The organism is Flavobacterium circumlabens (genome assembly GCF_004345565.1).
In the GTDB taxonomy this organism is placed as follows: domain Bacteria; phylum Bacteroidota; class Bacteroidia; order Flavobacteriales; family Flavobacteriaceae; genus Flavobacterium; species Flavobacterium circumlabens.
The window spans coordinates 359,169-383,280 of the sequence record NZ_SLWA01000002.1 but is presented as its reverse complement, the minus strand read 5'-3'; the positions used below and the strand labels follow the sequence as shown (position 1 = coordinate 383,280).

At 36.7% G+C, this 24,112-nt stretch carries 17 protein-coding genes; 6 read left to right on the top strand and 11 right to left on the bottom strand.

The genetic code is table 11. The features are described from left to right. Positions 1–42: 42 nt before the first annotated feature. From EV142_RS24345 to rpsF, 6 genes are all read right to left on the bottom strand, one after another. A complete protein-coding gene (locus EV142_RS24345; protein ID WP_244606809.1) occupies positions 43–1,692 on the bottom strand; it encodes an immunoglobulin domain-containing protein in 1,650 nt (549 codons plus the stop codon). Positions 1,693–2,953: 1,261 nt separating this feature from the next. Continuing rightward, positions 2,954–3,427, bottom strand: a complete 474-nt coding sequence (locus tag EV142_RS06200; RefSeq protein WP_132033581.1) for a DUF6495 family protein — start codon at positions 3,425–3,427, stop codon at positions 2,954–2,956. Between the two features lie 106 nt (positions 3,428–3,533). Further along, positions 3,534–6,737, bottom strand: coding sequence for a TonB-dependent receptor (locus tag EV142_RS06195; RefSeq protein WP_132033579.1), 3,204 nt, complete (start codon positions 6,735–6,737; stop codon positions 3,534–3,536). A 100-nt stretch (positions 6,738–6,837) separates the two neighbouring features. Further along, positions 6,838–7,278: a 50S ribosomal protein L9 gene (rplI, locus tag EV142_RS06190; RefSeq protein WP_132033577.1), complete on the bottom strand. Its 441-nt coding sequence runs from the start codon at positions 7,276–7,278 to the stop codon at positions 6,838–6,840. Between the two features lie 67 nt (positions 7,279–7,345). Next, positions 7,346–7,642 carry a 30S ribosomal protein S18 gene (gene rpsR / locus EV142_RS06185; RefSeq protein ID WP_002987043.1) on the bottom strand — a complete coding sequence of 99 codons (297 nt, stop codon included), beginning with the start codon at positions 7,640–7,642 and terminating at the stop codon, positions 7,346–7,348. Positions 7,643–7,647: 5 nt separating this feature from the next. Next, positions 7,648–7,989 carry a 30S ribosomal protein S6 gene (gene rpsF / locus EV142_RS06180; protein ID WP_059118879.1) on the bottom strand — a complete coding sequence of 114 codons (342 nt, stop codon included), beginning with the start codon at positions 7,987–7,989 and terminating at the stop codon, positions 7,648–7,650. A 177-nt stretch (positions 7,990–8,166) separates the two neighbouring features. Here rpsF and EV142_RS06175 point away from each other — a divergent pair, with 177 nt between their 5' ends. Next, a complete protein-coding gene (locus EV142_RS06175; RefSeq protein ID WP_132033575.1) occupies positions 8,167–8,865 on the top strand; it encodes a LytR/AlgR family response regulator transcription factor in 699 nt (232 codons plus the stop codon). On the opposite strand, the gene priA is transcribed toward EV142_RS06175, so the two are convergent. The 5 genes from priA to nadC all read right to left on the bottom strand — a co-directional run bounded on the left by priA (position 8,866) and on the right by nadC (position 14,582). Next, on the bottom strand, positions 8,866–11,316 hold the full coding sequence (priA, locus tag EV142_RS06170) for a replication restart helicase PriA (RefSeq protein ID WP_132033573.1): 2,451 nt from the start codon (positions 11,314–11,316) through the stop codon (positions 8,866–8,868). A 185-nt stretch (positions 11,317–11,501) separates the two neighbouring features. Continuing rightward, positions 11,502–12,257 (bottom strand): subclass B1 metallo-beta-lactamase, encoded by a 756-nt coding sequence (bla-B1-FLAV, locus tag EV142_RS06165; protein WP_132033571.1) that lies wholly within the window; start codon positions 12,255–12,257, stop codon positions 11,502–11,504. Between the two features lie 20 nt (positions 12,258–12,277). Further along, complete coding sequence (locus EV142_RS06160; RefSeq protein WP_132033569.1) at positions 12,278–12,709, bottom strand: DUF2147 domain-containing protein; 432 nt, start codon at positions 12,707–12,709, stop codon at positions 12,278–12,280. A 4-nt stretch (positions 12,710–12,713) separates the two neighbouring features. Continuing rightward, a complete protein-coding gene (locus EV142_RS06155; protein WP_132033567.1) occupies positions 12,714–13,634 on the bottom strand; it encodes a YihY/virulence factor BrkB family protein in 921 nt (306 codons plus the stop codon). A 90-nt stretch (positions 13,635–13,724) separates the two neighbouring features. Beyond that, positions 13,725–14,582: a carboxylating nicotinate-nucleotide diphosphorylase gene (nadC, locus tag EV142_RS06150; protein ID WP_132033565.1), complete on the bottom strand. Its 858-nt coding sequence runs from the start codon at positions 14,580–14,582 to the stop codon at positions 13,725–13,727. A 234-nt stretch (positions 14,583–14,816) separates the two neighbouring features. On the opposite strand from nadC, the gene EV142_RS06145 reads away from it, so the two are divergent. The 5 genes from EV142_RS06145 (at position 14,817) to EV142_RS06125 (ending at position 23,952) form a co-directional block, all read left to right on the top strand. Continuing rightward, positions 14,817–15,911 carry a DNA alkylation repair protein gene (locus EV142_RS06145; protein WP_132033563.1) on the top strand — a complete coding sequence of 365 codons (1,095 nt, stop codon included), beginning with the start codon at positions 14,817–14,819 and terminating at the stop codon, positions 15,909–15,911. A gap of 75 nt (positions 15,912–15,986) precedes the next feature. Next, positions 15,987–16,313 (top strand): DUF6660 family protein, encoded by a 327-nt coding sequence (locus tag EV142_RS06140; RefSeq protein ID WP_306462548.1) that lies wholly within the window; start codon positions 15,987–15,989, stop codon positions 16,311–16,313. A 94-nt stretch (positions 16,314–16,407) separates the two neighbouring features. Then, complete coding sequence (locus EV142_RS06135) at positions 16,408–20,724, top strand: CusA/CzcA family heavy metal efflux RND transporter (protein WP_132033560.1); 4,317 nt, start codon at positions 16,408–16,410, stop codon at positions 20,722–20,724. Between the two features lie 12 nt (positions 20,725–20,736). Continuing rightward, positions 20,737–21,945, top strand: a complete 1,209-nt coding sequence (locus tag EV142_RS06130) for an efflux RND transporter periplasmic adaptor subunit (RefSeq protein ID WP_132033558.1) — start codon at positions 20,737–20,739, stop codon at positions 21,943–21,945. Positions 21,946–21,954: 9 nt separating this feature from the next. Beyond that, positions 21,955–23,952: a heavy metal translocating P-type ATPase gene (locus tag EV142_RS06125; RefSeq protein WP_132033556.1), complete on the top strand. Its 1,998-nt coding sequence runs from the start codon at positions 21,955–21,957 to the stop codon at positions 23,950–23,952. The last annotated feature ends 160 nt before the right edge of the window (positions 23,953–24,112 follow it).

The window sequence follows — 24,112 nt, the reverse complement described above, 5'->3', positions numbered from 1 at the left end:
ACGGTTTCCACCTAATAATACAATATCAACTATATTATTAATCTAAACTCTGTCATTATTAAAAGTTGCTCCGTTATAAGTTGCCAAACTGATGTAATTTAATACACTTAAATCGAGAATCCCCCCGGGAACTTCCAATTCAACATCAACAATATCTCCAGCTCTGCCGGGATTGTTAAATTGAAGCGTTTGTTGGGCGTATCCATTAATTAAACCAACAGGAATGGTAAGCCTTGCTGCAGTTGCCGGATTTCCATCAACAGAATTATTAGGATTAGTCGAGCCACATAATAAACAGAGACCATTAAAATTGGTTTGCTGACTATTGGCTTCTAAACAAGTTCCCAAAGGATTATTGACCACTGTTACCGTTACTGGCACTCTAGAAGAACTAACACAACCTCCCGTGGCACTTTGGGCTTCGACATAATAGGTTTTAGTAGCGACTAATATAGGTGTTGTAAATGTTGCCGAATTAGTCAGAAGCGCAGTTCCGCCGGTGGCAACATCATACCAATTTAAAGTAACGCCTGCTCCGGAAGCGACAGCACTTAATGTCGCATTCTGACCTGATTGTATGGTAACACTTTGTGTCAAAACTGTTGGCAGTGCCGGTACAGGGTTAGATGTTACAGCTACCTGAGTTCTTGCAGGACTTACACAAGAACCAATTGCAGCTTCTACAAAGAAATTAGTAGTTCCAACAGGTACGGTTGGAGCGTATGTATCACCGGAGGCTAAAATCGTTCCTCCACTATTTACAGAATACCAATTGTAAGTGGTACCGGGAATAGGATTAATTACAGACAAAGTAGTTTGCTGTGTCGCTCCTGTAGAACATATTGCGGTTCCTACTGTACTGATAACCGGAGCAACAGGATTAGAAACATTAACCACAACTGGTACACGTTCACTGCCTTCACAGCCGGCGGCTCTGGTTACACCTATATAATAAGTGGTAGCTGTCGTTAAAACCGGCGTTTGATAACTATTAGCAGTTATCAAAGGAGTGGTCGAAGTTGCAGAACTATACCATGACAGGGAAGTGCCTGCTGCAGGAGTGGCAGTTAAAGTAGTAAAATTTCCTGAACAAATAGTTTGACTTAAACCTCCTGATACAGTTGGTTTTGCAAAATCTAAACGAACATCATAAATTCTTAAACTTACCAACAGGCTTAAAAGCCCGCCCACCTGCACCTGTATCTGATTCGTATCAGCTGTAACAGTAAATCGTACTGCTGCAATTGAGTTACCGGATAACAAACTTAAATTTAAAAGTGGGCTGTTTAATGCTACACTTGGACCTACATTTGTTCCCGAAAGTTTAGCCTGAATAGTCGCATTAGATAATAATCCAACATCGAGCAAACCATTTCCCGTACCCAGATAGAGTACAATTTGATCTCCGGCTTTTGCCGTCTGATTCAGTGTTAATGTCTCCTGGACAAAACACCCGACCCCTACAGCGTTTGTGAGGGTTGCATAAGTTGTCAGCCCTGCGTCATTGTCGTAGGCACTGGCGGGACTATCTATATCTAATCCTACACATAATAATCCACCCTGGCTATTCGTTTGGGACACAGGCCGACAAACTGTTTGCGAAAATGCATTAGTACATAATAGGAATAAAAATAATAGTCCGAATAATCTCTTCTTTGGAATGAGATTACAAAAAGTAAAGATTTTTTTCATAATTTGGAAGATTAGAAAATGGACAATAAAATACCTGCTGCCATAAGTACGTATACTCAGGCAATTTAAAAAACGTTAATAATCAATAGATTAGAGTTAAACTTAAAAACCTAACAAGTAAGACTTAAATCAGATTTCCTTTAAAAAAATAATTATGTAATAGTTATACAATGAAACACTAAGAGCCTTTTTCATCCACTTTGAATAAAAAAATAACTCAAAAATTTTGAGGAACATTGATCTGAACCAATCTTCCGAAGGAGTGATTTGTTGTAGTGCAAATTTTCATAAACGAAAATTTTATTGAGCCAGATAGAATTGGGGAGATTCTATGGATTGATATATAAGGATGATTCAATATTACTAGAAAGTTGATTAGTCGATCTGTTAATTGGTTTGATTAGAAATAAATTCTAAAAAAATTGAAACCATGATTTTATATCATTGAATTTAAAATTAGAACACAGCAATGCATTTTATTGCCAAAACTAATGACTGGGTTTTGGCAGCAAAAATGAAAATTTAATATAATGTTGGAATTTATAAAACAAATTTGTTGTTATACTAAAATTCAATTTGGGAATAAATTTCAGTTTTTTGAAAATCAAAAGATTTAAAGCTAAAATAATTAGGAGACTTAAAACAAATTTGATAAAGAGAGTATTTGTCAATTCCATAAGCAAATTAATTAAGTTAGTAAAAATTTTAAACTTTAAAATCATAGAAGGAAAATCAAAAAAAAAAAGGTTTTATTATATTCTGAAAAAGGCTGTAAAAATTACTTCCTTTATAAATGTTTATAGAAAAACCTAAAAACCATTTTGTTTAACTTTCTTTTACTAAAATTAATTAAAATTAAAATACAAAACAAACCTAAAATTGTTGTTTTATTGGATTGTCTTAAATTTAAAAAAGAAAAAAAACAGCTGAAGTACAGGAATTACTGATGTTTAAGACTTAAAATGAAGCAGTTACATATATCACATTTTTTTTAACTATTTTTTATGAAATACACAAAAAGTAAGTTTAGTACTACTTTTAAACATTTTAAAAGCTATTTTTATTAACACAAAAGTTGTATTTGAAAAGTAAAACTTACAGAATCAATAAAAAAGTTAAAATGCTTAGCTATTCGAAAAAAACACGTAGAAATACGGGTAAAAAAAAATAAAAAAGATTAAACAAAAGTTAAAACACTAAAAAAAGGTAAATAATTTAACACCAATCATTTACCTTTTTCAATTTAATAGTTTCTAAATTATCAAGATTCTATAATCGTATTGATTTGTTTGAATAATTGCCCGTCACTTAAAAAAGCACCCTGCTGAATTAATTCAAAAATAGATATATTACGATCTTCAGTAAATACTTTTTTTCCCACCTTCATTTCTATGTTCTCTGTAAACATATTATCGCTCAGCCACTGTAGACCTTCCTGCGTCAGAAAATCAGTTTCAGGAACCAATGATTTTAAAACGATAGACTGCACATGACTATCAAAACATTGAAATAAGAAAATATGGTTTTTAGAAAAATGCTCCAAAAACTCAGCTCTGGACAAAACACCTTCCCAGATCAAATCTGAAAAAACATCCAGTTCCTGCTCTGCTACTTCGGGTTTATTTTCTTTTATGGAATCCCACTCTGCTTTATCAATCGCCTGCGTTGCCAAAAAACTGGAAAATTCTGCATGCAATTCATCAAATTGCTCTTTTGTTAATCTTGCGTATTTCATTATTATTTTTTCAAATTAAACCTTTGTACAGCTTTATAAGTATCTACATTTTTAAACAAAAAAGCCCCCTCAAATGAGGGGGCAAATTTACAATATCTTTATTCGATTAGAAAATATATCTGATACCAAATTGCATTTGCCATCTTGAATTCAGACTGGCATCATAACTAAAGGTCTTTGTCTGTGTATTAGTGAAGGTATACGTTGGCGTATTTCCAACAACAGTAACTCCAATTGGCTGTACACTGGTAGGAACCTGAACAACTCCCCAGTCAGAATTTAACAAGTTTCCAACATTTAAAATATCAATACTAAACTGTATGGTATTCTTTTTTTCTGAAGCAGATGAAAATTTGAAATTATAATCCTGTAAAAGTTTTAAGTCCCATTTTCCTCTCCACGGAGAAATTGCCCCGTAACGCTCTGCATACTGACCTCTTCTGTCTCTTAAATAATCATCCTGTTCAATAAATTTATTAAAAGCATCACCTTGTGCCAATCCTCCTGTAAACGTCATTTGTCCGATTTCGGCTGCTCTAGGCACATAGATTAAGTCATTTACCGCCGATCCGTCATTATTGATATCACCACCATAAGTATAACTAAAACGCCCTCCTCTGGCATATTCGAAGAAAGTAGAAATTGTCGTAGACCACTTATCGTTCCCGTATTTCCATTTCTTTGAACTCACACCAATGAAACGGTTATTGTCTCCGTATTTAGAATTAGAAAGCACATCTTTATTTACATTACCCAAAGCAGGATTAAAGGCAAAGGCATCTCCGGTAATTTCAGCTTCGATAGAATTCACATCTTTAGACACTAAATAATTATAAGCTAAACTCGCATACAAACCATTTTCAAAAGTTTTCTGGATTTTAACGGAACTATTAAAAGCAAATCCTTTATCTGAGTTAGTCATCACATAGGCATTATTTGCACCTTTATCAGCAGCAGTATAGATCAATCTGCCGTCTACACCTCCCAAAGTTCCCGTTGGATCTTTTAAACCCCAGTTTTGCACATGAACGCCATTAATATCTTTGTTATAAGACATATCAATAGTCAAAATATAATTACTTTCAAATTTATGATCATATCCTAAACTGGTTCTCCACACTTGCGGCCATTTATAATCCGGATCCATAATCTGAAAAAAACTGTCATCGGCACCACTTACCTGATTACCTAACCAAACAAAAGGAATCCTGCCCGTAAAAACTCCGGATCCACCTCGAAGCTGTGATGTTTCATTACCGCTGGCATCCCAGTTAAAACCAATTCTTGGTGACCACAAAATTTTATCGCTTGGCAGGTCAGTAGAAATTAATTTTACGGCTTTTCCTGTTTCAGGATCAAAATAATCTATATTATTATTTCTTTTTGATCCGCCATTATTCGTATCAATATATTTCTGAATTAAATCTGACGTATTAAAGTACAAGGGCTTATCTGCTCTTAAACCAAATGACAACTTGAAATTATCGGTAACACTCCAGTCATCCTGGGCATAAAAAGCCCATTGCCCAACATTTAACTCTGCTAACTTCCAGCCATTATCGGCACCAACAGCATAATTATTTTTTGATTTATACGTATCAATCGCATTCTGCATATTCTGAGCTACGGAACTGGATGCAAATGGCAAAGCCGCATCTGCTAAAAAGTCCGCTACACTTGCATAAGGTCTAAAAGTTCCGTAATAAGGAACCGGATCTGTATTACCACGAAACTTATCGTAACCCGCTAAATTAAAGGAATTTTCGAAATTAAATTTTTCAAAAGAAGTCCCAAAAGTAAAGGCATGGCTGCCTACAGTATAATTCAGATTATCGGTAATCTGAATTACTTTCTGCTTCAGTGTATTATTGATGGAAAATGGCTCATGCCCGGCAATAATATAATTTGATCCGGCACCGTCCTGTATATTAATCACCGGAGCGGGAGATGAAAAAGGATCTCTAAAATCATTGAAATACGTATAACCGGCCTGCAGTTTATTAGAAACAGATTCGCTGAATTTTGAATTTAACTCCAATAAAAAAGAACTCAGTTTATTGTTAATCTGATATCCTGCATTCTGAAACTGAAGAATTGAAGCATTTGGCCCCCTGAACCCTAATGCTGTCGGATGTGCCGGTTTATCTTTGGAAGCATCCAGAAAATTATAAATAACAGCTAATTTATGATTGTCATTAATATTCCAGTCTACTTTTACAATTCCTTTTGTAGAATTTGAATTGTGTACAAAACCCTGGTAAGCGCCGGGATTATAATTAAAATTATTGCCATTGGCATCTTTTAGGCCCGCTAAGGCATTTGATACTGCAATTAAATCAGACTCCAATACTCTGGATTCGTTAATTCCGGTAACACCATCATTATTATTGGCCACGAAATTAGATCCCAAATCGCTTCTTTTATCAATTTCAAAATTTCCGAAAATGAATAATTTATCTTTAATAATTGGAGCTCCCAAACTGAATCCGGCCTGGGTTTGTTCTAAAGAAGGTACAAATATTTTTTCTCCTTTTATTTTACTTCCCGTTAGATCCTGGTTTCGGTAAAAAACATAGGCAGTACCATGAAATTCGTTACTCCCCGACTTTGTTACCGCATTTACAGAAGCTCCTGTAAAGCCGGACAAAGTAACATCGTAAGGAGCGGTTGCTACCTGAATCTGATCAATTGCATCTAATGAAATTGGCTGGGAACCTGTTTGCCCACCCGGAGTTGCCGCATCCAAACCAAATGGATTATTAAAAATAGCACCATTTAAAGAATAATTATTGTACTGGTCATTTCTTCCTCCAAACGAACCCCCGCTGGCCGTTGGCTCTAAACGTGTAAAATCTTCAGCCGATCTCGAAATAGTAGGTAAAGCAGTCAGCTCTCTTCTGCCAATTGTGGTTTCGGCGCCGGTTCTTCCGCTTTGAAAAACTTTATTTTTAGAAACTACTTTGACTTCTTCTAAAGCCTGGCTTTCATTTGCTAAAATAACATCTAAATTAAATACCTTTCCCAAATCAAGATAAACATCATTATATTCCTGATTTTGGTAGCCAACAAAAGTAACAATGATCTTATAAGGTCCGCCAATTCTCATATTCAAAATATTAAATCTTCCATCTCCATTAGAGAGAGAAGAATATTTTGAACCAGTCGGAGTATGAACTGCCTGGATAGTCGCTCCCGGCAAAAGTTCGTTGCCCGAACTTTTTACGATACCTTTAATACTCGATGTCGTAGTTTGCCCTATACTGGCGGTAAGACCTAAGACACATAACAATAATGCAAAGATTTTTTTCATTTTCTTGGTTTTGAGTGAGTTATTTCACTCAAAATTAGACAAAAAAAAATCACTCCAAGGAGTGATTTTTATATTTTATTAACAAAAAGTTAACAATCTGTTATTTCTCTGCAATAATTTCGTAAGGTAACTCAACTATTACATCTCTGTGTAAACGGATGTTTGCAGTATATTTTCCAGTACGTTTTACGATACCACTAGTGATGAATTTTCTATCAATAGCGTTACCGGATTTTTCTAAAGCTTCAGCAATGTCGATGTTTGTGATAGAACCAAAAAGTTTCTCTCCACCAGCTTTTGCAGTAAGTTTAATTTCAAGAGCTTTTAAAGTTTCAGCTAATGCTTTTGCATCACCAACTACTTTAGCTTCTTTGTGTGCTCTTTGTTTTAGGTTTTCAGCCAAAACTTTTTTAGCAGAAGGAGTTGCTAAAGCAGCAAAACCCTGAGGTATTAAAAAGTTACGTCCGTAACCCGCTTTTACAGATACTACATCATCTTTAAATCCTAGATTCTGTACGTCTTGTTTTAAAATAAGTTCCATGTTGTTGTCCTTATATTTGAGAAGTTAGGTTCCGTTTTAACGGGAAACCAACAACTGAGTTTTTAAATTATTTTAATAAATCGGCCACGTATGGCATTAAAGCTAAGTGACGCGCTCTTTTTACAGCTACAGACACTTTTCTTTGGTATTTCAATGAAGTTCCTGTTAAACGACGAGGAAGAATTTTTCCTTGCTCATTAACGAATTTCAATAAGAAATCAGCATCTTTATAATCGATATATTTGATTCCTGATTTTTTGAAACGACAATACTTTTTAGTTTTGTTAGTTTCAATATTTAAAGGCGTAAGATATCTGATATCCCCGTCTTTTTTTCCTTTTGCAGATTGCTCTATTGTAGACATAATAATTAAGCTTTAGTAGATTTTAATTTGGCTCTTCTTCTTTCAGCCCAAGAAATTGCATGTTTATCCAAACTTACAGTCAGGAAACGCATAACTCTCTCGTCACGTCTAAATTCAGTCTCAAAAGCAATTAGGACTTCTCCTGCTACTTTGTACTCAAACAAGTGATAAAAACCACTTTTTTTGTTTTGGATTTCGTAAGCCATTTTTTTTAGGCCCCAATCCTCTTTTGATACCATTTCAGCTCCTCTGCTAGTAAGAAATTCTTCAAATTTCGTTACTGTTTCCTTCACCTGAACCTCAGATAAAACGGGATTTAAAATGAAAACAGTTTCATAATGATTCATAAATATAATATTTATTTGTTAAAATTGGGTGCAAAAGTAGTGAATATATTTATATCCACAACACTTTTTTACGTTTATTCGCCGGAAAACGAAAAATAAACTTCAATTTTAGTTTTTTTCCTAAAAAAATAATATATTTACTACTGCTATCCTGAATTTATACTAAACTTAAATGTTATGAAACTAAACTGTGTTGTTGTGGATGATAGTTCTATACAGAGGACAATTATTGCAAAATTAGTAAATAATCACCCAGGCTTGCATTTGATTGGTGACTTTTCGAACGCAATTGAAGCGAAAAGCTGTATCTCTCTTAATAATATCGACTTAATATTTCTTGATATAGAAATGCCCGTTATCAATGGTTTTGATTTCCTGGACGGGCTAAAATCCAAACCGCAGATCATTTTTATTACTTCTAAAGCTGAATATGCCTTAAAAGCATTTGATTATGATGCTACCGATTATCTTCAAAAGCCTATTGCTGTTGATCGTTTTAACTCTTCCGTTAAAAGAGCGGTTGATATGCATTTACTTAAAAAAGAGGTAAAAGAAGAAGAAGGCGAACATATTTTCATCAAAAGCAACCTTAAAAAACTTAAAATTTTCACTGCAAAAATCAAATGGATAGAAGCTTTCGGAGATTATGTAAGAGTGGTTACCGAAGATGACAGCAATCTGGTACTTTCTACGATGAAATCTTTTGAAAATGATTTATCTAAAGATAAATTTATTCGTGTACACAAATCCTATATTATTAATATTGATAAGGTAGAACGCTTTAACAGCAAATTTGCAGAAATTGGTATTACAAAAATTCCGTTAAGCAGAAATAAAAAGGAAGACCTTGTAAAAGCTCTTTCTACTTCTTCTTAATTAATAGAAATCGACATTTATTACCACTTTTATAGCTCTGTATTGAGCAACAGCCTCAAAACTATTCAACATTTTCTGAATAGTTTTTTTTGTACCCCCTAATGGCAGATTTTGAGGAATCTTAATCAAAATCGTACGTATGTACTCATTTCTTATTCTACTGATAGCCGGCTCTTCAGGCCCCAGTACCGGCATAGCCAGATTCTGGCTCAGCACCTGATACAACCACATTGAACCTTCTTTTAGTTTATCAAAATCACGATGCTTTAAAGTGAGCTTGATAATCCTGAAATAAGGAGGGTATTTATAGATCTGACGATCATACAATTGCTCCTTATACATGCCTGCATAATTATTGGTCGTTACCTGTTGAATTGTATTATGGTTTGGATTATAAGTTTGGATCACCACTTTACCTTGTTTTTCAGCTCTTCCAGCCCTTCCCGCAACCTGTGTCATCATCTGAAAACTACGCTCGAAAGCCCTGAAATCCGGATGATGCAGCATGTTATCGGCATTCATGATTCCGACGAGACTCACATTATCAAAATCCAGACCTTTGGCCAGCATTTGTGTTCCTACCAGAATATCTATTTCGCGATTTTTAAACGAATCAATAATTTTTTCAAAACCAAACTTTCCGCGAGTCGTGTCTTGATCCATTCTGCCGGTTTTCGCTTTCGGAAAAAGAGTCAGTAATTCCTGCTCAATCTGTTCTGTCCCGAAGCCTTTTGTCGTGAGGTCAATACTGGAACAGCTGTGGCAGTGTGTAGGTTTTGCAATCGCATAACCACAATAGTGGCAACGCAATTGGTTTTTATGCTTATGAAAAGTCAGACTCACATCGCACTGCTGACAATGCGGAACATGGCCACAAGTCAGGCATTCAATTACAGGGGAATATCCACGTCTGTTTTGAAACAAAATCACTTGTTCGCCTAATTGTAGTGCTTCAGCAATTTCTTCGATCAGGAGGTCACTAAAATGTCCGGTCATTTTTTTTCGGAAATGTTTGTCTTTAAGATCAACCAAAACAATTTCGGGCATTCGGACATTATTATAACGTTCCATAATCGACACCAAACCGTATTTCTCTGTTTGTGTATTAAAGTACGTTTCTATACTTGGTGTTGCGGATCCTAAAAGTACTTTGGCATTATGAAAATTTGCCAAAACTACCGCTGAATCCCTGGCATGGTATCGTGGTGCGGGATCTGCCTGCTTAAAAGTCTGCTCGTGCTCTTCATCTACGATCAATAAACCTAAATTGGCAAATGGCAGAAACAATGCCGACCTTGCTCCTATTATAATCTGGGCTTTATCCGCATTTTCGAGTGTTTGTTTCCATACCTCAACTCTTTCATTATTACTGTATTTCGAATGGAAAACAGCAATTTTATCTCCAAAATGAAGTCGCAAACGAGAGACCAACTGTGTAGTCAGCGCAATTTCCGGCAGCAAATACAAGATTTGTTTTCCGGTAGCCAGATATTCTTCAATTAATTTGATATAAATCTCCGTTTTTCCGCTTGAAGTTACACCATGAAGCAGACAAACGTCTTTATCGATAAGATTTTCTTTAATTTCAGTAAAAGCCTTTTCCTGGGCTTCACTTAAGTGTAACAGCTTTTCTGAAGCTTTCCCTTCAAAATTAACCCGGTCGTGCTGCAGTAAATATTCTTCTAAAATTTCTTTGTCTACCAATGCTTTTACAGCCGCTGAAGAAGACTGCGAAGCTTCTACAATTTTCTTCACCGTGATTGGCTTTTTTTCGGAAGCTCTCAACTGAAAATAAGCCAGGACTATTTCCTTTTGCTTATTGGCATTTTTAAGTACTTCCAACAACTGTCCTAAACCTTCATCTGTTTCGTATTTAGGATGCAATTTTACATATCGAATCAGTTTGGGTTTGTATCCTTCCTTTATTTCTTCTTCTAAAACAATAATACCTTTGGCAATCATTTTTTGAAGAATCGGGAAAATATTTTTCTTGTTCAAAATCGCAATGATATCCTGAACTTTAAGAGAACTTTGTTGCTGCAATGCTTCATAAACCAAAAATTCTTCATCAGAAAGTTCGTTTTGGTTTACGGAAACATCCGCTTTATGCGAAATAATAGTTTCACTTTCTAATAACAATCCACTTGGGAATGCGCCACGATACACATCGCCAATACCGCACATATAATAGCTTGCTACCCAAAGCCAGTGTTTTATCTGGATTTCTGTGGCAATTGGTTTTTCGTCTAAAATCTGGTGGATTTCCCTGGCTTCGTATAAAGTTGGTGCATTTTCATGAATATCGAGAACAAGTGCCGTATACATTTTACTTTTACCAAAAGGTACCGCCACTCTCATTCCTTTTTTTATAAAATGGAATTCAGCCTCAGAGACGCGATAGGTAAAGGTTTTTGCTAAGGAAAGCGGTAAAATAACTTCAATAAAATACATTGACTTTTTTATAGTTTCGAAATAATTAAAAACTAATTCTTTTCGAATTGGATTTTTCTGTACTGCCTGTAAGAACCGCTTTCGATAAATAATACACAAAATGAACCGGATTCCTGACAAAGTTAATACTCCGTCAGTAAGTACCCAAAATATTTACCGAAATTCCAATAACAGGAATTCATCAATTACTTTTTCTCTACTTTATCCGAAGCTTTTAAAATATTATATTCCTTCACCATTTTTAAAGTATGATTCAGCGATGCTGTATTTTCCCAGCCTTCATGCCCCGGAATAATATATATTGGATTTTTAAATTTGGCCTGCACTTTCTTAATTGACTTTTCCCATTCCTTCACATCAGAATCTCCTAAATAGCCAAGATCCTTTGCTTCGGTACTCTTTATAAAACAAGCACCGTAAAGTACTTTTTCTTTAGCAAACCACGCCACAATATTATCTGGCGCATGTCCTTTTCCGGGGTAATATACTTCAAACTTATATTGCCCTACGGTAAATATGCTGTCGTCCGGAATTACAAATTCGGCTCTGGGCTTATTTTCTTTCTTTAAAATTTCATCCGTGAGTTTTCCGGTATAGGTTTTAATTCCTTTTTGTCTGTAGAATGCTATCCCTCCTGCTCTGTCATCATGGGAATGCGTTGCAAAACACATAATAACCTCTTTATGATGTTTCGCTTTTATGCTGTCTAACAACGGTTGAAATTGTGTTTCGTCCCAGGGAGCATCAAACAGCACAACGCCCTTATCTGTAACCAGATACATGGCGTTGGCAGAAATCAGGGTTCCTTTATAATCGTGAAATGTTTTATAAACATAAAAGTCACCTGTTAGATGACTTATTGGTAGTGCTGTATGTTTAGATTGTCCAAAACTGTTTGACAATGCTAATAAGAATACGAGTATCGATACTACTTTTCGCATGTTGAAGAATCAAAAAGAAATTAATTTTTTACTCTTGTCCAATATTGCGTTCTGCCCATTATGGCCACGCCAACATAACCGCGAAGTTTTAGTTTATCAGCAGAATCTAATGTGATATAACATTTGTATTTTTTACCATTTGTAGGATCCAGAATACTTCCTCCGTTATATTCATCACCGTCTTTCTTAAGACCGTTAATAATAATCATCCCCAAAATTGGTTTGTTCTTTTCAGCTCCGCTGCATTTTGAACAGATATCTTTTTTATGGTCGGCACGAAGTATTTCTACTACCTTTCCATATACTTTTCCTGATTTCTCGTAAACCTCTACAATTGATTTTGCTTCACCCGTTTCGTCGTCAATTGTTTTCCATTTTCCAATGACACTCTGACTCTGAATAGTGCCTAATGTTAGAAAAAACACTCCAATTGTTAACATCCAATTTTTCATAATATTATTTATTTTTTTGTTTTAATTTTCTGACAGTGGCGTTCAGTTCAAACCCCAAAAGCAGAATCATACAGTTTATCCAAATATAAAACATTAGAATTAATAATGTCCCAATTGAACCATAAAGTTCGTTATATTTTGAGAATTTTATAACCCAAATCCCAAAAAAGAACGAAGATATAACAATTAATATCGTCGTAAAAACAGAACCTATGCTGATAAAAGGCACTTTATTATACTGTCTTGTACCATAACGCAATAATATTGAGGATGTTATAAGAATCATTAATATAACGAAGGCATAACGCCCTAATATGATCAGCGGAATGCGGTCACTCAGCACATCCTGAATGATTGTTTTCTGAATAAAGACCTCGAAAACTACAATTGTTGCTACTGTCACAAACAGAATAATGGTCATAAGAAGCGAAATGGCCAGTGCTGCTAAATACTGACTGAAAAACCCTCTTTTATCAAACACGTGTTTTGAAGATTCAAAGCCACTCAAAATTCCGTTAATACCGTTTGCCATCAAAAAAATAGAAAGTAAAAAACCCGAAGACAATAAACCCGAATGACTATTATTTAAAATATCGCTGATAATTTTACTGATCGCATCGTAGGTATTTGGAGGAACACCCTGCTGTACGAACTGCAAAAAATCTGCCTGAAATCCTTCAATCGGAATAAAAGGAATTAAGTTTAAAATAAATAACGCGAAAGGGAACAACGCCATAAAAAAACTGAATGAAACCGCGCTGGCGTGGTAGGAAAAAGCACCTTCCAGAATTCCTAAAGTGTACAATTCCAGCAAATCGTATAATGAAAACCCTTCTAACCAGGGTAATTTTATTTTCTTGAAAATCCCAATTACAGAGCGCAATACCGGAATTTTTTCGATCCGGTCTTCTATCTCTTTAGACATAATTATTATTTTAGATTTTGGATTTTAGACTGTAGATTATTAGACTTTAATTTTAAATTTCAATTCATAGCTTATAACTCATAACTCTTTTTAAAACGCCTTCAAACTTAAATCCATGTTGTAAACGGAGTGTGTCAAAGCGCCGGATGAAATATAATTCACCCCACATAACGCATATTCACGGATGGTTTTTTCGTTGATATTTCCGGAAGATTCCGTCTGACATTTAGTGCCGATTAATTGTACGGCAGTTTTGGTATCTTCGTAATTGAAATTGTCAATCAGGATTCTGTGAACACCATCGCTGAGCAAAATTTCACGTATTTCATCTAAATTTCGGGCTTCCACAATAATTTTCAAATCTAAATTATTGGATTTCAAATATTCCTTAGTTTTCTTTATGGCAAGTGTAATTCCGCCTGCAAAATCAATATGATTGTCTTTTAGCATCACCATATCGTAAAGTGCAAAACGATGATTTTCACCTCCGCCTATTTTCACTGCCCATTTTTCAGCAGCCCTGAAATTTGGAGTTGTTTTACGTGTATCGAGTATTTTGGCACCAGTTCCTTCTAAAAGCTGAACGTATTGGTTTGTTTTAGTTGCAATGGCAGACATACGCTGCATTGTATTCAGAACTACTCTTTCTGCTTTCAGAATGGATTGGGAGCTGCCTGAAACTTCAAAAACAACCTCACCGTATTCTACGTGTGTACCGTCTTCTATAAATGTTTTAATTTTTAAAGCAGGATCTACATATTCAAAAACCATTTTTGCAAGCGCAACACCTGCAATAATGCCCTGATCTTTTACCAATAATTTAGCCTGACCGTGCGCTGATTCCGGAATACAAGCCAACGAACTGTAATCGCCCGTACCAACATCTTCCCTAATGGCATTGCTGATCAATAGTTGTAATTCAGTTTGAAATTGTAATTCGCTAATCATTTTTTAAAATTTTATGAGATGCTAAAGTAGGACATATTTTGTGGATTTGAAAATTCAACTCCGATGAAAAGTTTTTTTAACACATCAAATACTTCTTTTTTTCACCGTTAAGAGATTTCGTTTTATGTCCGATAAAGCTTCATTTTCCCATTTCCAAATCGTTTAAATTTTTTCTTTTTTGTTGACTGTGAATTAGGAACATTAAATATCTTTGAAGTTCATTCAAACAAAATCATGGGATTAATTAAAGATATTTATTCGGTTACTTTTTACGAAAAATTGGGTCAGGCTGTAGCCGAAATACATCCGGCATTTGACAAGCAAAAATTCATCGCTACTATTTATGAAGGTGATTTTGCCCAAAAAGAATGGAAAGACCGCATGAAATATACCACAGTAGTTTTCCATCAATTCATGCCTGAAAACTTTCCGGAAGCCGTTTCTTTAATCGATAAAATCATTGAAAATCTAAAAAATAAATTTACAGAGGGAAATCTGGCGTTTATTTTCTTTGCTGATTATATCGAAATGTATGGTCTGGAAGACTTCAAAACTTCGGCGAAAGCCTTTGTTTCCATCACGCAATTTATCAGCTGTGAATTTGCCGTCCGTCCTTTCATTTTAAAATATAAAGAAAAAATGATTGAAGAAATGACAAAATGGTCACTGCACCAAAACCATCACGTACGAAGACTGTCGAGTGAAGGAAGCCGTCCGAGATTACCTTGGGCAATGGCAATTCCGTACTTAAAAAAAGATCCCGACTCTATTCTGCCCATCCTGGAAAACCTTAAAAATGATCCATCAGAATATGTACGCCGAAGCGTTGCCAATAACCTGAATGATATTGCCAAAGACAATCCTCAGACCGTTCTGGGAATTGCCCAAAAATGGAAAGGTTTGAGTAAAGAAACAGACGGAATTATCAAACATGGCTGCAGAACTTTACTGAAACAGGGACATCCTGAAATTCTGAGTCATTATGGCTTAGAAAGTTCGAATATTGAACTTTCTGCTTTTGAAATCAAAACGCCCATTGTAAAAACCGGGGACGCTTTACAGTTTCAATTTCATTTAAAAAACCTCAACAAGGAACCTAAAACAGTTCGTTTGGAATATGCTGTTTATTACAAAAAAGCAAAAGGGCATCTGGCGAAAAAAGTCTTCAAGATAAGCGAGAAAACCTATCAGCCGCACCAATTGGTAAAAGTTGAAAGAAATCAGTCGTTCCGGATCATTACTACCCGTGTTTTTCATACCGGAATTCATGAATTATCGATTATTATAAATGGAACAGAAAGCGAAACTTTGCGTTTTGAACTGATTTAACTTTACAAAAATCTAATCTATTAAATAACAGGATTATAATTTTGCCCTAAAACATTTATCCTTATCTTTACCTCCGTGAAATGGATTAACATCATATTATCAGTTTATTTAATCGTGCTATCGTCTTTGCCGTGCGCAGATTCCCTACAAAGTGAGGGCATTGTGCATACCAACGAAACGGTATCGCAAACTGACAGTACCTCTCACGAAAAGGAATCAGATCTTTGTCCTCCTTTTTGTACCTGCAGCTGTTGTGCCGCGCAAGTACTCAATACAACTCCGGTGATTACGTGGTCTTTTGATGAAAGTATTCCTCTCATTAAAAAACCATTATCGTCTTACCATTCCATTCTTACTTCCAATTTCTACGGAAGTATCTGGCAACCGCCTCAGATCGTATAATGATGCCCCGATAATTTCGGGTCAGGATGTTGTGGACTTACCACAAAAAAAACAGGCGTATTCCGTCTGATTTCTCATTCATTATATTCAAAAAATGCTCGATAAAATTATACAATTCAGTATAAAGAATAAATTCATTATACTTTTACTTACCCTGATTCTTATCGCCTGGGGAAGTTATTCGCTTAAAAATTTACCGTTAGACGCTCTTCCTGATATTACCAACAATCAGGTACAAATTATAACGACTGCTCCAACACTGGCGAGTCAGGAAGTAGAACAGTTAATAACGTATCCGCTGGAACAGGCCGTAAAAACAATTCCAAAAGTCATCGAACTCCGAAGCATTTCCCGTTTTGGCTTATCGGTCGTAACTGTTGTTTTTGAAGAAAATGCAGATACGTACTGGGCCCGTGAACAAGTTTTTCAGCGGTTAAAACAAGCAGAGGAAAACATTCCAAAATATGCCGGGACACCGGAATTAGCTCCGATTACAACCGGTTTAGGTGAAATCTACCAATATGATGTGTATGCCAAAAAAGGCTATGAAAACAAATACAATGCAACCAGTTTAAGAACCATTCAGGACTGGATCATTGTGCCTCAGTTACAGGGTGTGAAAGGTGTTGCTGAAGTAAGTACCTGGGGAGGAAGTGTCAAACAATACGAAATTGCCGTCGATCCCAACCGCTTAAACAGTTCCGGAGTAACGATTACAGAAATCTTTGATGCCCTCGAAAAAAACAACCAGAACACCGGCGGGGCTTATATCGAAAAAGATGAATTTGCTTATTTCATCCGTGGTGTCGGTATGGCTTCCGGAATTAAGGATATTGGCAATATTGTGGTTAAAAACCGAAACGACACCCCTATTTTAATTCGTGATGTCGCCAGCGTTCAGCCCGGAAACGCCATTCGTTTCGGGGCAACCACCAAAGATGGAAAAGGGGAAATCGTGGGCGGCTTAACGCTAATGCTCAAAGGAGAAAATTCGAAAGCCGTTGTTGAACGTGTGAAAGAAAAAATGATTCAGATCAACAAAATGTTACCCGAAGGTGTTGTGGCCGAAGCCTTTATTGACAGAAGCAAACTGGTTGATAATGCCATTGGAACGGTTACCAAAAACCTGCTTGAAGGGGCTTTAATCGTAATTTTTGTCCTGATTTTATTTCTCGGAAATCTTCGCGCTGGGTTAATTGTCGCCTCTGTCATTCCGCTGGCCATGCTTTTTGCGGTGATTTTAATGAATGCCTTTGGCGTAAGCGGAAACTTAATGAGCCTGGGTGCCATTGATTTCGGAATCATCGTGGATGGTGCGGTAATTATCGTTGAAGCCACGATGCATCATATGCAAAAGCTAAAAAGGAAAACTAGATTAACACAGCCCGAAATGGATGAAGAAGTTTATGCTTCGGCGTCCAAAATACGGAATAGTGCTGCCTTTGGAGAAATCATTATCTTAATCGTCTACCTGCCTATTTTGGCTCTGGTGGGAACCGAAGGGAAGATGTTTAAACCAATGGCAATGACAGTTGGCTTTGCGGTAATTGGTGCTTTTATTCTTTCGCTCACCTATATTCCAATGATGAGTGCTTTGTTTTTATCTAAAAATCCGGAACATAAAACCAATTTCAGTGATCGAATGATGGCTTGGCTGGAAAAAATATACACTCCGTTTTTAGAAAAATCATTACGCTTTAAAAAGATAGTTTTAGGAATTGCTTTGTCTTTGTTTCTTTTCGCTATTGTTATTTTTCAAAATATGGGAGGCGAATTTATTCCAACCATAGAAGAAGGGGATTTGTCTATCAATGCCACCATCATGACCGGGAGTTCTTTATCTCAAATGATCAAAACAACAACCCAGTATGAAAAAATGCTGAAGGCCAAATTTCCGGAAATTAAAACGATTGTTACTAAGATCGGAAGCGGGGAAATTCCAACCGATCCGATGCCAATAGAAAGCGGCGATTTGATTATTGTCCTCAAAGACAAAAAAGAATGGACAAGTGCTGACAACTGGGAAGATCTGGCGCATCTGATGAAAGCCGAAATGGAAAAAATCCCGGGTGCCAATATTGAAGTTTCACAGCCCATCCAGATGCGTTTTAACGAATTAATGACAGGCAGCCGAAGTGATATTGCGATTAAAATATTTGGCGATAATCTGGACGTTCTCGAAAGAAAGGCCAATGAACTGATTCAGAAAATCAATACAATTGAAGGCGTTGGCGATTTAAAAGCCGACAAAGTAACCGGATTGCCTCAGATTACCATAAAGTACGATTACGATAAAATTGCACTATACGGTTTAAACATAGAAGATTTAAATAAAATCATACGCTCCTCATTTGCGGGAGAAGCGGCGGGCAAAATCTATGAAGAAAACAAACGATTTGATATTGTCGTCCGCATGAATAAGGAAAACCGAAATGATATTAATGATGTCAGTAATTTGTTTATTCCGCTACCCAACGGGCAGCAGGTACCTCTTTCGCAGGTGGCAACCATCGACTATGAGCAGGGTCCCGTGCAGGTAAGCCGTGAAGATGGCAAACGCCGGATCACCATCGGATTAAATGTTCGCGGACGTGATGTAAAAAGTGTTGTGGAGGAAATTCAGCAAAAACTGGACAAAAAATTCGAGCTTCCCGCAGGCTATTATGTTACATACGGAGGTCAGTTTGAAAATCTTATCGAAGCCAACAAACGGCTTTCTATTGCTTTGCCTATTGCCCTGAGCTTAATTTTGGTGCTGCTTTATTTTACCTTCAAAAGCATCAAACAGGCAGCATTAATTTTTACCGCAATTCCACTTTCAGCTATTGGAGGTGTATTTGCTTTGTGGCTGCGCGGCATGCCTTTTAGTATCTCGGCCGGAATTGGTTTTATTGCGCTGTTCGGAATCGCAGTTCTTAACGGAATTGTTTTGATTTCGTATTTCAATCAGTTAAAATCGGAAGGAATTGACAATGCCTTACAACGCGTTTTAATTGGAACAAAAACAAGATTACGCCCTGTTTTGATGACTGCGGCTGTAGCCTCTTTAGGTTTCCTGCCGATGGCTTTATCTACAAGCGGTGGTGCCGAAGTTCAGAAACCATTGGCTACTGTTGTCATTGGCGGCTTATTTTCAGCAACCCTCCTGACACTGATTGTTTTGCCTATACTCTACTTATTGTCCGAAAAAAGAATTAAAATCAAATCAAAAATGATAAAACCTATAGTAACACTTATGCTATTAGTTATAAGCAGTTTCTCATTCGCCCAAAATAAGCAGTCCGTTTCATTGGAAAAAGCAATCGAAATGGCGAAATTTAATAATCTTAATTTAAAAATTGCCGATAAGGAAATAGAGAAACAAACGATACTTAAAAAGACTGCTTTTCAGGCAGATCCTTTGCAGGTACAATATCAGGGCGGGCAATTCAATAGTGCTGATTATGACAGTAATGTTTCTGTACAGCAATATTTCCCCGTTGGAAAAATTACCAGAGCCAATCGGCAATTACAGGAAGAACTGGTCAAACTGGCCGAAAAGCGAAAAGCCATGTCTGAATATGAAATTGAAAAGGCCGTTACATTAGCCTATTATCAATATCTCTACGGACTATCTATTCAAAAACTAAACACCGAATTACTGGATGTTTACGCTTTGTTTTTAAAAAATGCAGAGCTTCGTTTTAAGACTGGCGAAAGCGGAAATATAGAAGTCATTAGCGCAAAGGCAAAAGTGAAGGAAATTGAAACCCAAAAAGAGCAATTGGAATATGATCTCACTATTTATCAAAAACAGCTGCAATATTTTGTTCAAACCAGGGAAAACATAGTTCCTGATGCTGCCAATTCTTTGCAATTTACAATACTAACGGATTCCAATAAATCGAAGGTAGAAAACTTAGTGGCGGACTATCATCAGCAGCAAATTTCGGTTTATCAGAAAGAAGCCAATGTGTATAAAGCACAACGAACTCCTAAAGTAGGCTTGGGTTACTTTGCACAAACCATTGATACCAAATCCTTGTTTCAGGGATTTACGGCAGGTTTGCAGATTCCGTTATTTGGCGGCGTGAATACGGCAAAGGCGAAAGCTGCAGCCATAAATATTACACAATCAGAATTGGAATTAGAGAAAAACAAATTCTCGCTGGAGTTACAAATGCAGGAATTGCAAAATGAATTTGAAAAACAACAAAAAGGATTGTCTTATTATCAAAAAGAAGGTTTACAATATGCGGAGCAAATTATTACAACAGCCCAGAAAAGCTACGCCAGTGGAGATATGAGCTATTGGACGTATATCAGTTTTTTAAATCAGGCCATTGACATAAAAAAACAATATGCCGAAACAATGCATACGTACAATCAAAGCGCCATTCGATTACAATTTCCTTCCATTTCTATTAACTAATCGTCATTATCCATGAAAAATATAAAAAATAGCATACACCGTTTTATTCTTTTGCTCTTCCCTGTTGCCCTTTTCCTCTTGCTTTTAACTTCCTGTAATGAAAAAAAAGCGGAAGAAATTCACGAAGAAGAAGAATCCGAAAATGAAGTAGCCTTAACCGCTGTACAATTTAAAACAGTCGGTATTCAGTTTGGAAATGTAGAAAACCGAAACCTTAACACCATCATTAAAGCTAATGGTTATACAACGGTTCCTCCTCAAAATTCTGCCAAAATTGCGACATTGCTTGGCGGAACCGTCAAAGACATTTTAGTGCTGGAAGGCACTTATGTCAACAAAGGCAAAGTACTGGCCACCATTCAAAATCTGGAAGTCGTAGAAATGCTCGAAGATTATAAATCAGCCACGGCCAATATTGAGTATTTACAATTGGAATACAACCGTCAGAAAACATTGTCTGATGAAAATGTAAATCCACGAAAAACATTTCAGGAAGTAAAAGCAAAATTAGCGGTAGAAAGAGCCAAAGCACAAGCGGCAAAAAGCAAATTACAGGCCCTTCATATCAGCCCTGGCAGCAACAGTGCCTTGATTCCTATTGTATCGCCAATCAATGGCTATATCGGAAAAATCAGCATTGCCAAAGGAGCATTTGCAGAAACCGGAATTCCATTATTTGAAGTCACCGATAACAGTCAGATGCATTTGGATTTAAATGTCTATGAAAAAGATCTGGGTTCGATTTCAATCGGTCAGGAAGTCGATTTTATACTGACCAACCAATCGAATAAATCCATAAAAGGAAAAATATTCGGAATCAATAAATCTTTTTCCAATGAAAGCAAAACGGTTGCCGTTCACGCCAAAATAAATCCCGATGATGCCAAAGGATTAATCTCCGGAATGTACGTTTCTGCCAATATAAATCTCAATAATGCAACCGTAAAGGCGCTTCCAAAAGCTGCCATTGTAAAAAACGGTGATAAATATTTTATTTTTATTAAAGAAGACGAACAGGCTGAAAAAGAAACAAAACCCAAATCTGCAGCGGAAAACGAAGAAATACATTTTAAAGCCATTGAGGTGATTCCCGGCACCACAGATATGGGATTTACCGAAATAAAATTTGTAACTTCAATCCCTGATAATAGCAAAATTGTTACACAAGGTGCTTTTTACCTTTTATCTGCCCAAAAAGGCGGTGGAGAGCACACCCATTAATCTAAATTTATGATACATAGCGACGATACAGATTGCTGCGAAACCAAACAAAACGCAGCAGTCAAAAGAAACAAAGCTGCCAGTTGTTGCTCAACTGACGATCACGGACATGATGATCACGATGGGCATGACCATTCCATAGGAGATCAGACTACTTTTCAGCTTTTTCTCCCTGCAATAATCAGTTTTCTACTGTTGATTATTGCAGTTGTTTTCGATAATTATATGCCGCAAACCTGGTTTACAGGATGGGTACGGATAATCTGGTATATAGTTGCCTATTTACCCGTTGGTTTTCCTGTATTGAAAGAAGCGCTGGAAAGTGCTAAAGACGGATCTTTCTTTTCGGAATTTTTACTGATGAGCATTGCCACGGTCGGAGCTTTTGCTATTGGTGAATATCCCGAAGGAGTGGCCGTAATGCTTTTTTATGCCATTGGCGAAACGTTCCAGACACTGGCTGTAACGCGTGCCAAAGCCAACATCAAAACATTATTGGACCAGCGTCCGGATGAAGTGACTATTCTCGAAAATAACAAAACTAAAATCATTAAAGCCACAGAAGCCCAAATCGGAACTGTCATTCAGTTAAAACCTGGTGAAAAATTGGGTTTAGATGGTGAACTGCTTTCCGAAACGGCTTCTTTTAATACCGCAGCTTTAACAGGAGAAAGCAAACCCGATACCAAAAACAAAGGTGAAAGTGTTTTAGCCGGAATGATTAATCTGAACTCCGTAACCGAGGTCAAAATTACGGCTTTATACAAAGACAGTAAATTGTCTAAAATTCTGGAAATGGTTCAGGATGCTACCGCCAAAAAAGCGCCAACCGAATTATTCATCCGAAAATTTGCCAAAATATACACGCCAATCGTGGTCTACTCCGCCATTGCAATCTGTTTACTGCCGTATTTTTTTGTAGAGCATTATATTTTCAGGGACTGGCTGTATCGCGCTTTGGTTTTTTTGGTAATCTCCTGCCCGTGTGCATTAGTAATTTCTATTCCGCTGGGTTATTTCGGTGGAATCGGAGCTGCCAGTAAAAATGGAATTCTGTTTAAAGGCTCGAGTTTTCTTGATATCATGGCGGCCATTCAGGTGGTTGTAATGGACAAAACCGGAACCTTGACCAAAGGCGTTTTTAAAGTGCAGAAAGTGGTAGCTGTTGGTATTCCGGAAGCAGATTTAATACAATATACGGCTGCTCTCGAAACCAAATCAACGCATCCTGTTGGCACTGCGATTATCGAATATGCCAATGGAACAGACAAAGAAAACCTTGTGACGGCTGTTGAAGAAATCGCTGGTCATGGCCTGAAAGGTACCATTGACGGCAACGAAATTCTGGCCGGAAACACCAAATTACTGAAGAAATTCAACATTGCTTATGATTCCGAAATTGATAATACGCCTTTCACAATAGTCGTCGTTGCCATCAATCAGAAATACGCCGGTTATTTTCTCATAGCCGATGAAATTAAAGAAGATGCAAAGGATGCTATTCAAAGTTTACATCGCATAAACGTAAAAACAGTCATGCTTTCAGGAGACAAAACAGCCGTTGTAAATTCCGTAGCCAAAGTATTAAATATCGATGAAGCCTATGGGGATTTGCTGCCGGAAGATAAAGTTACCAAAGTGACTGAGCTGAAAAACAAAAACCTGAAAATTGCCTTTGTGGGTGATGGTGTAAATGACGCGCCCGTTGTGGCCCTTGCCCACGCCGGAATCGCAATGGGTGGCTTAGGAAGTGATGCAACTATAGAAACAGCAGATATTGTCATTCAGAACGATCAGCCAACAAAAATATTTACCGCCATCAATATTGGTAAAAAAACCAAACAAATCGTCTGGCAGAATATCGGTCTGGCATTTGTCGTAAAAGCAGTTGTACTAATTCTTGGTGCCGGCGGTCTGGCAACAATGTGGGAAGCTGTTTTTGCAGATGTCGGAGTGGCTTTACTGGCCATATTAAATGCCGTAAGGATACAACGAATGAAATTTTAATACAAAACCGAAAATTTAACCACAGATTAAAAGATTCACACAGATTTCTCAAATAAAGTCAAATAAAAATTCGTGAAATTCGTGGCAAACTTTAATCCGTATAATCTGCGAAATCTGTGGCAAAAAGAATAAAGAAATCTTAATCTGAATTAAGTTACAG